The following is a 12,477-nucleotide window of genomic DNA, read 5'->3' as shown; positions in this document are numbered from 1 at the left end:
ATGCCGAAGGTACTTGTAGTTCGTGGCTTGTAACTATTTCACTAGTATGGCAGATAAAGAACTAACCTTTTGGGATCATTTGGACGAACTGCGTCGGGTACTGTTTCGCGTTCTCGGCGTGTGGTTTGTATTTGCAGTCGGTTATTTTATTGCAATGCCGTGGTTATTTGATAATGTGGTGTTGGCACCCTGCCACAATGATTTCATCTTTTACGACGTGCTGCGATACGTAGGAAAAACATTCAATCTTAACGATGAATTCTTTACGCAGCAGTTTCACGTCAAACTGATCAATATAAATCTGGCGGCTCCGTTCTTTGTTCATATGTCCACCGCATTCTGGATGTCGGTGGTGACGGCTACGCCTTATATCTTTTTCGAAATCTGGAGGTTTATCAGTCCTGCTCTTTACCCTAACGAGCGTCGTGGGGTGAAGAAAGCTTTATGCATTGGTACGGTGATGTTTTTCCTCGGTGTACTGTTGGGGTATTTTATGGTCTATCCATTGACGTTGCGCTTTCTCTCAACCTACGAACTGAGTGCAGCCATCGAGAATCAGATTTCTTTAAATTCTTACATAGATAACTTCATGATGCTGGTGCTCTGTATGGGACTGGCTTTTGAATTGCCGTTGGTGACCTGGTTACTTTCACTTTTAGGATTGGTGCACAAATCTTTCCTGCGCAAATACCGTCGTCATGCACTGGTGATTATTGTGATAGTCGCAGCTATTATTACGCCAACCGGCGACCCTTTCACTCTGACAGTGGTTTCCATTCCGCTTTATCTGCTCTATGAGTTGAGTATCCTGATGATTAAGGATAAGAAAACTGACACGGACGAGGCGGATGAAGATAAGGAGGAATAATGCAGGAAGAGGTACGGGAATACTATCACTTCTTACTTACTGTCTGCCGGGATGAAAATATTCCATTAACAACGGCTTACCGTCAACTTCGTGAATTTCTGGAACGTCTTTGTCGTACACAGATGCCGGACGGTAGTCTGCAAATGACTGACTTGTCTGCACGCATCAGCTTTGTAGCCTCGAAAGCCGGACTGTCTGTTGTGGAACAAAATCGCTTACATACTTTTCGCCTGACCTCCAATGCTGTTCTGAACCGTTTGGCTGAACCCTCACGGGAGAATCTGTTGAGAGACATCAAGACATTGACTTTCTTTGTGAAGAAGCTTACGGGAGAGGAGATACCGGCGGAACTTTACCGCTTGCTTCCCCGTGCGGATGCTACTTATATCGTTTCTCCACTTGCTAAAGAACGGGTACGCCGGATGCGTGTTTGTTTTCAATATGCCGATGATACGTATTTATATGTATTGCCTGTAGATACCGTTGCTGATGAACCGTTACGGGTGCGATATAATGTACCGCAGGTGAATGAGGAATTTGCAGAAACCTGTCAATTGTTATGGCGCCATGCGCAGGTCAATCTATTGAATGTAGCTGTAGATGAGGCAGGTGTATTGACACCCTCTTTTATTATTTTAGAACCGGATTATCTGTTGGATATCAGTGCTCTGGCAGAGTGTTTTAAAGATTACGGGCATCATCCGGCCAATTATCTGCTGGCACGTTTGCAATCTCCCGATAATACACGTCCTCTTTTGCTCGGTAATATTGCCAATCTTTTCCTGGACGAATGGATCTATGCGAAAGAGGAGCCGGACTATTTATCCTGCATGAAAAAGGCTTTCCGCACTTATTCCATAGAGTTGGCTGCATGTGCCGATTTACTGGACAAGGAGAAAGAAAAGGAATTCTTTGCCGATTGTAAACGACACTTCGAACATATCCGTCAAACGGTGACTGAAACTTTCCGGACTCCCGGTTATGAACTGGATAAAACAGATGCAGTATTGGAACCTACCTATATATGTGAAGCACTGGGGTTGCAAGGACGTCTGGACTATATGCAGCGCGATATGTCTTCCTTTATAGAAATGAAGTCGGGCAAAGCCGATGAGTATTCTATCCGGGACAAGGTGGAACCGAAAGAGAATAATAAGGTACAGATGTTATTGTATCAGGCAGTGCTGGAATATTCTATGGGAATGGACCACCGCAGAGTAAAGGCATATTTGCTGTATACACGTTACCCGTTGCTATATCCTGCCCGTCCATCGTGGGCGATGGTACGGCGTGTGATGGATGTTCGCAACCGGATTGTGGCGAATGAATATGGCATGCAATTACGTAACAGTCCTCATTATACAGCGGAATGCCTGAAAGCTATCAATCCAGAGACACTGAATGAGCGTCATCTGAATAACACGTTATGGAAACGCTATCTTTATCCGTCCATCGATGCAGTGGCACAACGTATCCGGATGCTTACTGCATTGGAACAATGTTACTTCTATACACTCTACAATTTTATAACCAAGGAATTGTACACTTCAAAATCAGGTGATATTGATTATGAAGGGCGTGCAGGAGCTGCTGCTTTGTGGCTTTCCACACTTGAAGAAAAGCGTGAGGCGGGGGAGATACTATATGATCTGACGATCACAGAGAATCATGCGGCAGATATACATAAGGCATATCTTGTATTGGCACGTCCGGTCAATGATTTATCTCTGCAAGTTTTACCGAATTTCCGTGAGGGTGACGCCATTGTCCTCTATCAACGCAATCAAGATACGGACAATGTAACCAATAAGATGGTATTCAAAGGGAATATAGAGCGAATCACCGACCGGGATATCCGTATCCGTCTTCGTGCTTCGCAACAAAATACTTCTGTGCTTCCTCTGGATAGTTGCTATGCCATAGAGCACGATTATATGGATACTTCTTTCCGCAGCATGTATCTGGGACTTTCCGCTTTCCTTTCCGCCAACAAGGATCGCCGGGATTTATTGCTGTCTCAGCGTGAACCGGATTTTGATACTTCTTTTGATGCCCGTATTGCAGCTGCTTCCGATGATTTTTCCCGCATTACCCTGAAGGCACAGGCAGCCAGGGATTATTTTCTTTTGATAGGTCCTCCGGGTACTGGAAAGACTTCCCGTGCTTTGCGTGGTATGGTAGAAGCTTTCTATCGTGAAGGGAAACAGATATTGTTACTTTCATATACAAATCGTGCAGTGGATGAGATCTGCAAAACCCTTTCTGTAATAACGCCTGAGATTGATTTTATTCGTATCGGAAGTGAGCTCTCTTGCGATCCTTCTTTCCGTTCCCGATTAATAGAGAATGTGCTGGAAGCCTGTTCTACACGTCGTGAAGTACACGCATGCATAGAAGGTTGTCGTGTTTTCGTTGGTACTGTTGCTACCTTCTCATCTAAAACGGATATGTTTCGTCTGAAGACTTTTGATGTGGCTATTGTGGATGAGGCTACCCAGATATTGGAGCCACAACTGTTAGGACTTCTTTGTGCACGAAATGTAGCTGGTAACAATACCATCGGTAAGTTTATTCTTATCGGCGATCATAAACAACTGCCTGCCGTTGTTCTTCAATCCGAATCGCAATCTGAAGTGTGTGAAGAATGCCTACAGAGTATCGGTTTGTACAACCTGAAAGATTCTCTGTTCGAACGTCTCTATCGTACAGTCTCCGCCAATCACTCGTCACCAACCACTCAGCGTTTCTACGATATGCTTTGCCGACAGGGACGTATGAATGTGGAAGTAGCCCGGTTCCCTAATCATGCTTTTTATGGCGGATTACTGGAAGCGGTCGGTTTGCCGCATCAGCAAGGTGAACTTGTACTTGCTCCGGGACTGGAGAGTGATGAATTTGCTGATGTATTGGTGAGTCGGGTAGCTTTTCTTCCCTCGGTGCCGGAGACTCCTTTACAATCAGCGAAGATAAACCATTCCGAAGCACAGCTTACAGCGCGGTTGGCTGCTGCCGTTTACCGACAGTATGAGGCAAGCGGTTCCGGCTTTCATTCTGCTTTGACTTTAGGCGTTATCACTCCTTATCGTAGCCAGATAGCCCTTATAAAGAGAGAAATAGCTGCTTTGGGTATTCCTGTTTTGAATGATATCCTAGTGGACACCGTAGAACGTTTCCAGGGAAGTGAGAGGGATGTGATTATTTATTCTTTCTGTGTGAACCGTACTTATCAACTGAAATTTCTTGCCAACCTTACGGAAGAAAGAGGAGTATGGATTGACCGGAAACTAAACGTTGCGCTCACCCGTGCCCGCAAGCAGCTATTTATGACAGGGGTGCCTTACTTGTTACGACAAAATCCTATCTACGCCGATCTGCTCGATACGGTTTTATAAAGCTTTACCAATTCCATTTAGTAAATCTTAAATGTTCCTCAAATCTTTATATCTTTTATTAATATCTCCGAATGGAATAAACGGCTATCTTTGCCGAACGTTTTTTTCATAGAGATTTAGATTTAAGGTTAGAAGAATTGTGGAAGTCGTGAGACTTCCCTTTTTTTCATCTTAAAATTTTGCGCTCCTGTATTTCTCATGAACCGTTTGGAGGTGTAATTTGCTAAAGTGGGCACTGAGGTTTGTGTGGTTTTAGCAGGAGAGTGCAGAAGAGAGTCGCTTCGTGAGAAGGGGCTTTTTTTGTGCCCATACTTTTTATATTATACTAAAAAAGGTGCCCATCGCTGAGCACCTTTTTCATTGTTTATTCTATTATAAACTTATAATATTATTATTCCAGTACGATAGGTTTGTATTTAGGTACCAAAGCCTTCATTACAATCCAACCGATTAGGTAAGCCACCGCACATACACAGAAAATAATGAAGTATCCTGCAGGTTTACCGGAGAAGCCCATAAATTCCATGGCAGGACGTACAAACTGTGCACCTTGTTCCAGCAAATCATGAGTCATTTCTACTTCTTTTCCATCTACTATTGTACTTCCTGATGAATATACGAAGAGATTACCTGCTACTTTCTGCAGAATCATTGAACCGAAACCACCGGCCATACCACCAATACCCGTGATACTTGCAATAGCTGCTCTTGGGAACATATCACTTACAGTAGAGAAGATATTAGCAGACCAGGATTGGTGAGCTGCACCACCGATACCGATCATGATAACCGGCAACCATGGAGAGATAGTGCCCAGAGGTTGTGCCAACAGTACTACCAGCGGGAAGAATGCGAAAATCAACATAGCACGCATACGTGCTGCATATGGGTTCAAACCGGTTCTGTTGATGATGATAGTAGGTAATTTACCACCATAGATTGAAAGCATCGTAATGGCATATAGGGTAAAGATCAGTGCAATACCCAATCCCTCGGAAGTTTTGATGCCAAATTGAGTATTCAGATAGGAAGGAGTCCAGAACAGGAAGAACCACCATACACCGTCAGTCATAAATTTACCGAAAGCGAATGCCCAGGTTTGTTTATAGCTGAAGCATTGCCAGAATTTCATCTTCTTTTCGTCTTTTTCTTCTACTACCGGAGCAGCACCTTCTTCATGCTTGTCCTGTTCGATATATTCCAGTTCGGCTTTGTTTACGTGTTTGCTTTCTGAAGGTTTAGAGTACATGAATACCCAGAAGCCCATCCAGATAAAGCCGAGACCACCAATTACAATGAAAGCCATTTCCCAACCCCATGCTTTAGCCAGCAAAGGAATAGTCAACGGAGCAACCAAAGCACCGATAGAAGCACCGGCATTAAAGATTGAAGTAGCATACGCACGGTCTTTCTTAGGGAAATACTCGGCAGTTACTTTGATAGCCGCAGGGAAGTTACCGGCCTCACCGAGTGCCAATACGCAACGGGCTGCAAGGAAGCAGTACATACTAATTGTAGCAATGGTTACCACAACATCACCGGTAGCACCCATTAATTCGGCTGCACTGTGCAGACCTACGAAGTGCTCGGTTACGATACCACAGAAAGCGTGGAGACAGGCACCTGCCGACCATACACCGATAGCCCAAAGAAATCCTTTCTTAGTTCCCATCCAGTCGATGAAGCGACCTGCAAACAACATGCAGACTGCATAAACAATAGAGAAAACAGAAGTGATTGTTCCATAGTGTGATTCGTCCCAATGGAATTCGGGTTTGATAAATTCATCCCACGTCAATGACAGCACTTGGCGGTCAAGGTAGTTTACTGTTGTCGCAAAAAATAACATGGCACAGATGGTCCACCTGTAGTTGGTCATCTTTCCCACTGCATTTTGATTTAAACTCATGATACGTTGATTTAAAATTATTAATTCTTATTTCTGGGGCCAAAAATACACATTATTTGATGTATATCAATACTTTTTTCGTCTAATTTCCTGCAATTTTTGTTCGAAATGCAAATAAATGGCAAAAAACTCGTTATCGCGCACGAAATTGCTCGTTCTCGTACACGAAAAAATAAGATTGTAGAGGACGAAAATAAATAATGCACCATTTCGGTCGAAAAGTACACAACGTTTTAGGTGAGAACCGCTATCTTTGTCACATTACTTAATATAATCTATATACCTAAAAACAAGAATAGAATGATGAATAATCTACTTTGTAAAACTTTTGTAATGGGAGCGCTAATTTGCTCTACCCAGTTGTCCGCCCAGAAAGTTAGTGATAAGCAACCCTGGTCGGTGCGTATGGTAGAGTCAGAGATGATTCGTTGCCCAGAATCCTGGCAGTTGGATTTCCAACCCAAATTGAAATGGGACTATTGTCATGGACTGGAATTGCAGGCTATGTTGGATGTGTATGATACTTATGGAGATAAAAAGATATTCGACTATGCGTTGGCTTACGCAGACACAATGATACACAATGATGGAAGCATCGAGACTTATAAATTGCATGAATATAACATTGACCGTCTGAACTCTGGTAAATTCCTGTTTCGTATTTATGAACAGACGAAAGATGAGAAATATAAGAAAGCTATAGACCTGTTGCGTAGCCAGCTCAATACCCATCCGCGCAATGAGGATGGAGGTTTCTGGCATAAGAAAGTTTATCCCAATCAGATGTGGCTGGATGGCATTTATATGGGAGCACCTTTCTATGCCGAATATGCTTTTCGTAACAACCGTGTACAGGATTATCAGGATATTGTCAATCAGTTTATTACAGTAGCCCGCCATACTTATGACCCCAAGAACGGTCTTTACCGTCATGCCTGTGACGTCAGTCGCAAGGAACGTTGGGCAGATCCTGTCACCGGACAGTCTCAGCATAGCTGGGGACGTGCTATGGGCTGGTATGCAATGGCATTTGTAGATGCGTTGGATTTTATTCCGAAACATGAAGCTGGTCGTGATTCCATGCTGGTTATCTTGAACAATATTGCTGCACAGGTGAAGCGTATACAGGATCCAAAGACAGGACTGTGGTATCAGGTACTGGATAAAAGCGGTGAGAAGGGAAACTATTTGGAGTCTTCTTGTTCTACTATGTTTGTTTATGCTTTGTTTAAGGCGGTTCGTAAAGGATATATTGATAAGTCATATCTAAAAGTAGCTCTCAAAGGCTACCAGGGCATTCTCGATAACTTCATTGAAGTAGATAAAGATGGTGTGGTAACTATTACGAAAGCTTGTGCAGTTGCCGGATTAGGCGGTAAGAATTACCGTATGGGCGATTACACCTATTATATAAATGAGACAATCCGTAGCAATGATCCCAAAGCAGTAGGTCCATTTATCATGGCAAGTTTGGAATGGGAACGTTTGCAGCAAGTAAAAGAAATCGTTAATCAAAAATAGGACAATGAAACGACTGGCTTATTATTTATGCGGTATAGTTCTTCTCTTGGTGGGGATCATCCCATTGTCGGCACAGACGCAATGGAAGGATACGATTGTTGTATCCCGCGATGGTTCGGGAGACTATCGTACTTTGACAGAAGCTATGGAAGGTATCCGGGCTTTTATGGATTATAAAGTGACGGTACTGGTAAAGAATGGTACTTATAAAGAAAAAGTGGTTATCCCTTCCTGGTTGCAGAATGTAGAATTCATTGGTGAAAGCGTGGAAAACACGATTATCACGTATGATGATCACGCTAATATTAATAAAATGGGTACTTTTCGCACCTACACAGTGAAAGTGGAGGGGAATAGCATAACTTTCAAGAACCTGACTATAGAAAATAATGCTGCCAGACTGGGACAAGCTGTGGCACTCCATACGGAAGGTGATAAACTGGTATTCATAAACTGCCGTATTTTGGGTAATCAGGATACTATTTATACAGGTGCTGCTGGTACACGACTCTATTTTGCAGATTGCTATATTGATGGCACTACTGATTTTATATTTGGTCCTTCTACCGCATTGTTTGAGAATTGCGAGATACGGAGTAAAACCAATTCATACGTAACGGCAGCTTCTACACCCAAAGATATTGCGGTGGGATATGTTTTCAAGAACTGCCGGCTGACTGCCGATCCCGGTGTGGATAAGGTATATCTGGGACGTCCCTGGCGTCCGTATGCCGCTACCGTATTTATCAATTGCGAAATGGGCAAACATATCCGTCCCGAAGGTTGGCATAACTGGGGAAATGTAGAAAATGAGAAGACCGCCCGTTATGCTGAATATGGAAGTACGGGAGAAGGTGCTCCGGCAGCCGATCGTGTGAAGTGGGCGAAACAATTGACGAAAAAGGAAGCTGCACAATATGATGATTTGAGTTACATCTATAAAATGTGTAGTGATTGGAAACCTGCAAAATAACAACTTAACTTCCTGCCTGCAAGAACTTAATTCCTTGTCGACAGGAAGTTAACTTTTTGTTCGCAAGAAGTTAATTTCTTGCAGACAGGATTTAGCACTTTAGAAAATCTGCTCTCATGGGGCTGAAACAGTCTATCAGGATACCAGCTTCAAGGCATACACAGCCATGTACTGCATTCGGTTCGATGTAAACACCGTCTCCGGTTTCTACAATTTGTTTTTCACCATTTACGGTAAATTCAAATTTACCGCTTGCCACATAAGTGGTTTGTGTATGATAGTGAGTATGTGGTGTACCGACAGCTCCTTGCTCGAATTTCACTTTTACAAGCATCACTTGTCCATCGTAACCCATGATTTGGCGTACCACTCCTTCACCTGCAGGTTCCCATACTATTTCTTTTTCAAGAATGAAGGTGTTACTTCTTGTCTTTTCCATTTTGCCAGTCAGATTAATTATTTTACCGGCAAATATACGATTAATATTAATTTTTCTACCGATTGCGACTTTTTTTACCCTTAAAATCTTCTGTTTTTAGGTAATATTGCAGCCGGAAACTAAGAATACTATTTATATATAATGAACAATGAAACATAAGTTGACATTATTACTGGGGTTGTTTTTTTTGCTTTCTGCTTTCAAGGCTGACAAACCAGTGATTACGATTTTTATGATCGGAGACTCCACTATGGCTAATAAGTCATTGACGGGTGAAAACCCGGAACGGGGGTGGGGGCAAATGTTGCCCGGTTATCTCTCCGAGGAAATACGTGTGGATAATCATGCCGTGAACGGACGGAGTTCCAAGAGCTTTATTGATGAAGGGCGTTGGGAGAAGGTAATCTCACAAGTGAAGAAAGGTGATTATGTATTTATCCAATTCGGACACAATGATGAGAAATCCGACCCAAAGCGGCATACAGTCCCGGGAAGTACTTTTGATGAAAATCTGAAACGTTTTGTAAATGAAACACGTGCTAAGGGAGGCATCCCTGTTTTGTTTAACTCCATTGTGCGCCGGAACTTCGGCACAGCAGACGGGAATGCAGTTGCTCAGGCTATCTGTCAGGATGATATTCAGAAAGGCGTGAATCCGGATGCAAAGCGGGAAGCTTCGGAACAGCCGGCTGTTGCTGAAGGTGACAAGCTGATTGATACGCATGGAGCCTATCTGGACTCTCCTCGAAATGTAGCGAAAGAACTGGGTGTTGCATTTGTGGATATGAATAAGATTACGCACGACCTGGTAGAAGGTATGGGACCAGTAGACTCTAAAAAGCTGTTCATGTGGGTACCTGCCAATCAGGTTGCCGCTATACCTAAAGGACGCGAAGATAATACCCACTTGAATGTACACGGTGGCCGCATTGTAGCCGGTCTGGCTATGGATGCCATTGCTAAAGAAGTACCGGAATTGGCTAAGTATGTCCGTCATTATGATTTCGTAGTGGCACAGGATGGTAGCGGAGACTTTTTCACTGTACAGGAAGCCATTGATGCTGTTCCTGATTTCCGCAAGAATATCCGTACTACGATATTGGTGCGTAAAGGTGTGTATAAAGAGAAAATTGTAGTACCCGAAAGCAAAATTAACATTTCCTTGATAGGTCAGGAGGGTGCTATACTTTCGTATGATGATTATGCGCAGAAGAAGAATTGCTTTGGTGGAGAAAAAGGAACTTCCGGTTCTTCTTCCTGCTATATTTATGCTCCGGACTTTTATGCCGAGAATATTACGTTTGAGAATTCCTCGGGGCCGGTAGGACAGGCTGTAGCCTGTTTTGTAAGTGCTGATCGTGCTTTTTTCAAAAACTGTCGTTTCCTTGGTTTCCAAGATACGCTCTATACCTATGGAAAAGGTTGTCGCCAGTACTATGAAGATTGCTATATAGAAGGTACGGTCGATTTTATCTTTGGCTGGTCTACGGCTGTATTCAATCGTTGTCACATTCATAGTAAAGGTGGGGGCTATGTGACAGCACCTTCTACGGATCAAGGGCAGAAATATGGTTATGTATTTTATGATTGCCGACTGACGGCTGCTGAGGGTGTACAGGATGTTTATTTGTCGCGTCCCTGGCGTTCGTATGCGCAGGCTGTATTTATTCGTTGCAATTTAGGCAAGCATATTGCTCCTGCCGGTTGGAATAACTGGGGTAAAAAGGAAGCGGAAAAGACCGCATTCTATGCAGAATATGAAAGTACGGGTGAAGGTGCCAATCCAAAAGCACGTGTACCTTTCTCACATCAACTGAAGAATCTTAAAGGTTATGAAATAGATTCCATACTTACTGGAGAGGATGGTTGGAATCCGGTAAAAAATGGGAATGAATTATTAAGCATAAAGCGCTGACCGGCATTTGTCAAAACCGTATCATCTCCGTGTTCATAACTACGGCCTTGACACGGCCTTGACACGGAGTTGATACGGACTTGGTAGGAAGATGTTCTTTGCGTGTGGTAAAATAATGTGATAATACTGAAAATATAATGATGAAAAAGAGTTTGTTTATATGGCTGTTCGCCCTGATCTTTCCGCTGTCATTTGTATATGCGGAAAACTACCCGTACCGGAGTGATGTACTTTGGGTGACCGTGCCCAATCATGCTGGCTGGATTTATAAGACCGGAGAGAAAGCTACGGTTGAGGTGCAATTCTATAAATACGGCATTCCGCAGGATGGCGTAACCGTTTCTTATGAAATAGGTGGTGACATGATGCCGGCGGATACTTCCGGTTCCGTTACTTTGAAGCAAGGAAAGGCGGTAATACCTGTGGGGACAATGAGAGAACCCGGTTTCCGTGATTGCCGTCTGACAGCGACTGTGGATGGAACAAGCTATAAACATCATGTGAAGGTAGGCTTTTCACCGGAAAAGATTCAACCTTACACACAGATGCCGAAAGATTTTAAAGAATTCTGGGAAAATAATAAAGCGGAAGCTGCCAAATATCCGTTGACTTATACTAAAAAGCTTGCAGAGGAGTATTGTACGGATAAGGTTGATTGTTATCTCATTAAATTAATGCTGAATAACCGTGGACAGTGCATTTATGGTTATCTTTTCTATCCTAAGAATGCAGTGAAAGGTTCTTGTCCGGTTGTACTTTGCCCTCCGGGAGCTGGAATTAAAACTATTAAGGAGCCTCTGCGCCATAAATATTATGCCGAAGAAGGATGTATCCGTTTCGAAATCGAGATACATGGCCTGAATCCGGAGATGAGTGCGGAAGAATTTAAGGAAATCAGCAATGCGTTTAATGGCAGAGAGAACGGTTATTTAAATAACGGGTTGGAGAACCGCGATAATTATTATATGAAACGTGTCTATCTGGGTTGTGTACGCAGCATCGATCTCCTGACTTCTCTGCCCGAATGGGATGGTAAAAATGTAATTGTCCAGGGCGGCAGCCAGGGAGGAGCTTTGGCACTGATTACTACCGGACTGGATAGCCGTGTAACAGCTTGCGTAGCCAATCATCCGGCATTGAGTGATATGGCAGGCTACAAGGCAGGACGTGCAGGCGGCTATCCTCATTTTTTCAGAGTAGAGGGTATGGATACTCCGGATAAGCTGAAAACGATGGCATATTATGATGTTGTGAACTTCGCCCGTATGATTAAAGTTCCTACTTATATCACTTGGGGATATAATGATGATACCTGTCCGCCTACTACCAGTTATGCTGTTTATAATGTGTTGGATTGCCCCAAGGAAGCACTGATAACTCCGATTAATGAGCACTGGACTTCTGATGCGACGGAATACGGACAGTTGAAGTGGATATTGAGACATTTGTTATAAATAATA

8 protein-coding genes are annotated in these 12,477 nt (G+C 43.2%); 6 read left to right on the top strand and 2 right to left on the bottom strand.

Annotation, left to right across the window (positions count from 1 at the left end; all coding sequences use genetic code 11):
- Window positions 1–46: 46 nt before the first annotated feature.
- Together tatC and BACINT_RS20780 are read left to right on the top strand one after the other, a co-directional pair.
- A complete protein-coding gene (gene tatC, locus BACINT_RS20785) occupies window positions 47–868 on the top strand; it encodes a twin-arginine translocase subunit TatC (protein ID WP_007666927.1) in 822 nt (273 codons plus the stop codon).
- Entirely contained in the window at window positions 868–4,260 is a 3,393-nt protein-coding gene (locus BACINT_RS20780; protein ID WP_007666925.1) for a DEAD/DEAH box helicase, read from the top strand. The genes tatC and BACINT_RS20780 overlap by 1 nt, the downstream gene beginning before the upstream one ends.
- Window positions 4,261–4,651: 391 nt before the next feature.
- Here BACINT_RS20780 and BACINT_RS20775 read toward each other — a convergent pair whose 3' ends face one another.
- Window positions 4,652–6,169 carry an MFS transporter gene (locus BACINT_RS20775; protein ID WP_007666923.1) on the bottom strand — a complete coding sequence of 506 codons (1,518 nt, stop codon included), beginning with the start codon at window positions 6,167–6,169 and terminating at the stop codon, window positions 4,652–4,654.
- Window positions 6,170–6,469: 300 nt separating this feature from the next.
- Here BACINT_RS20775 and BACINT_RS20770 point away from each other — a divergent pair, with 300 nt between their 5' ends.
- Window positions 6,470–7,690 (top strand): glycoside hydrolase family 88/105 protein, encoded by a 1,221-nt coding sequence (locus BACINT_RS20770; RefSeq protein WP_007666921.1) that lies wholly within the window; start codon window positions 6,470–6,472, stop codon window positions 7,688–7,690.
- A gap of 4 nt (window positions 7,691–7,694) precedes the next feature.
- Complete coding sequence (locus BACINT_RS20765; protein ID WP_007666919.1) at window positions 7,695–8,663, top strand: pectinesterase family protein; 969 nt, start codon at window positions 7,695–7,697, stop codon at window positions 8,661–8,663.
- Between the two features lie 91 nt (window positions 8,664–8,754).
- On the opposite strand, the gene BACINT_RS20760 is transcribed toward BACINT_RS20765, so the two are convergent.
- On the bottom strand, window positions 8,755–9,102 hold the full coding sequence (locus BACINT_RS20760) for a cupin domain-containing protein (RefSeq protein ID WP_007666917.1): 348 nt from the start codon (window positions 9,100–9,102) through the stop codon (window positions 8,755–8,757).
- 148 nt (window positions 9,103–9,250) lie between these two features.
- Here BACINT_RS20760 and BACINT_RS20755 point away from each other — a divergent pair, with 148 nt between their 5' ends.
- Together BACINT_RS20755 and BACINT_RS20750 are read left to right on the top strand one after the other, a co-directional pair.
- A complete protein-coding gene (locus BACINT_RS20755; protein ID WP_007666915.1) occupies window positions 9,251–11,017 on the top strand; it encodes a pectinesterase family protein in 1,767 nt (588 codons plus the stop codon).
- A 137-nt stretch (window positions 11,018–11,154) separates the two neighbouring features.
- Entirely contained in the window at window positions 11,155–12,471 is a 1,317-nt protein-coding gene (locus tag BACINT_RS20750) for an acetylxylan esterase (protein WP_007666913.1), read from the top strand.
- Window positions 12,472–12,477 lie beyond the last annotated feature (6 nt).

The sequence above is a fragment of the Bacteroides intestinalis DSM 17393 genome (genome assembly GCF_000172175.1).
GTDB classification, from domain to species: domain Bacteria; phylum Bacteroidota; class Bacteroidia; order Bacteroidales; family Bacteroidaceae; genus Bacteroides; species Bacteroides intestinalis.
This window is presented reverse-complemented; position numbering and strand designations above follow the sequence as displayed.

What these genes read in the sequence shown, in the direction of transcription:
- tatC (WP_007666927.1), top strand. Translation starts at nt 47, where the DNA reads ATGGCAGATAAAGAACTAACCTTTTGGGATCATTTGGACGAACTGCGT.
- BACINT_RS20780 (WP_007666925.1), top strand. Translation starts at nt 868, where the DNA reads ATGCAGGAAGAGGTACGGGAATACTATCACTTCTTACTTACTGTCTGC.
- BACINT_RS20775 (WP_007666923.1), bottom strand. Translation starts at nt 6,169, where the DNA reads ATGAGTTTAAATCAAAATGCAGTGGGAAAGATGACCAACTACAGGTGG.
- BACINT_RS20770 (WP_007666921.1), top strand. Translation starts at nt 6,470, where the DNA reads ATGATGAATAATCTACTTTGTAAAACTTTTGTAATGGGAGCGCTAATT.
- BACINT_RS20765 (WP_007666919.1), top strand. Translation starts at nt 7,695, where the DNA reads ATGAAACGACTGGCTTATTATTTATGCGGTATAGTTCTTCTCTTGGTG.
- BACINT_RS20760 (WP_007666917.1), bottom strand. Translation starts at nt 9,102, where the DNA reads ATGGAAAAGACAAGAAGTAACACCTTCATTCTTGAAAAAGAAATAGTA.
- BACINT_RS20755 (WP_007666915.1), top strand. Translation starts at nt 9,251, where the DNA reads ATGAAACATAAGTTGACATTATTACTGGGGTTGTTTTTTTTGCTTTCT.
- BACINT_RS20750 (WP_007666913.1), top strand. Translation starts at nt 11,155, where the DNA reads ATGATGAAAAAGAGTTTGTTTATATGGCTGTTCGCCCTGATCTTTCCG.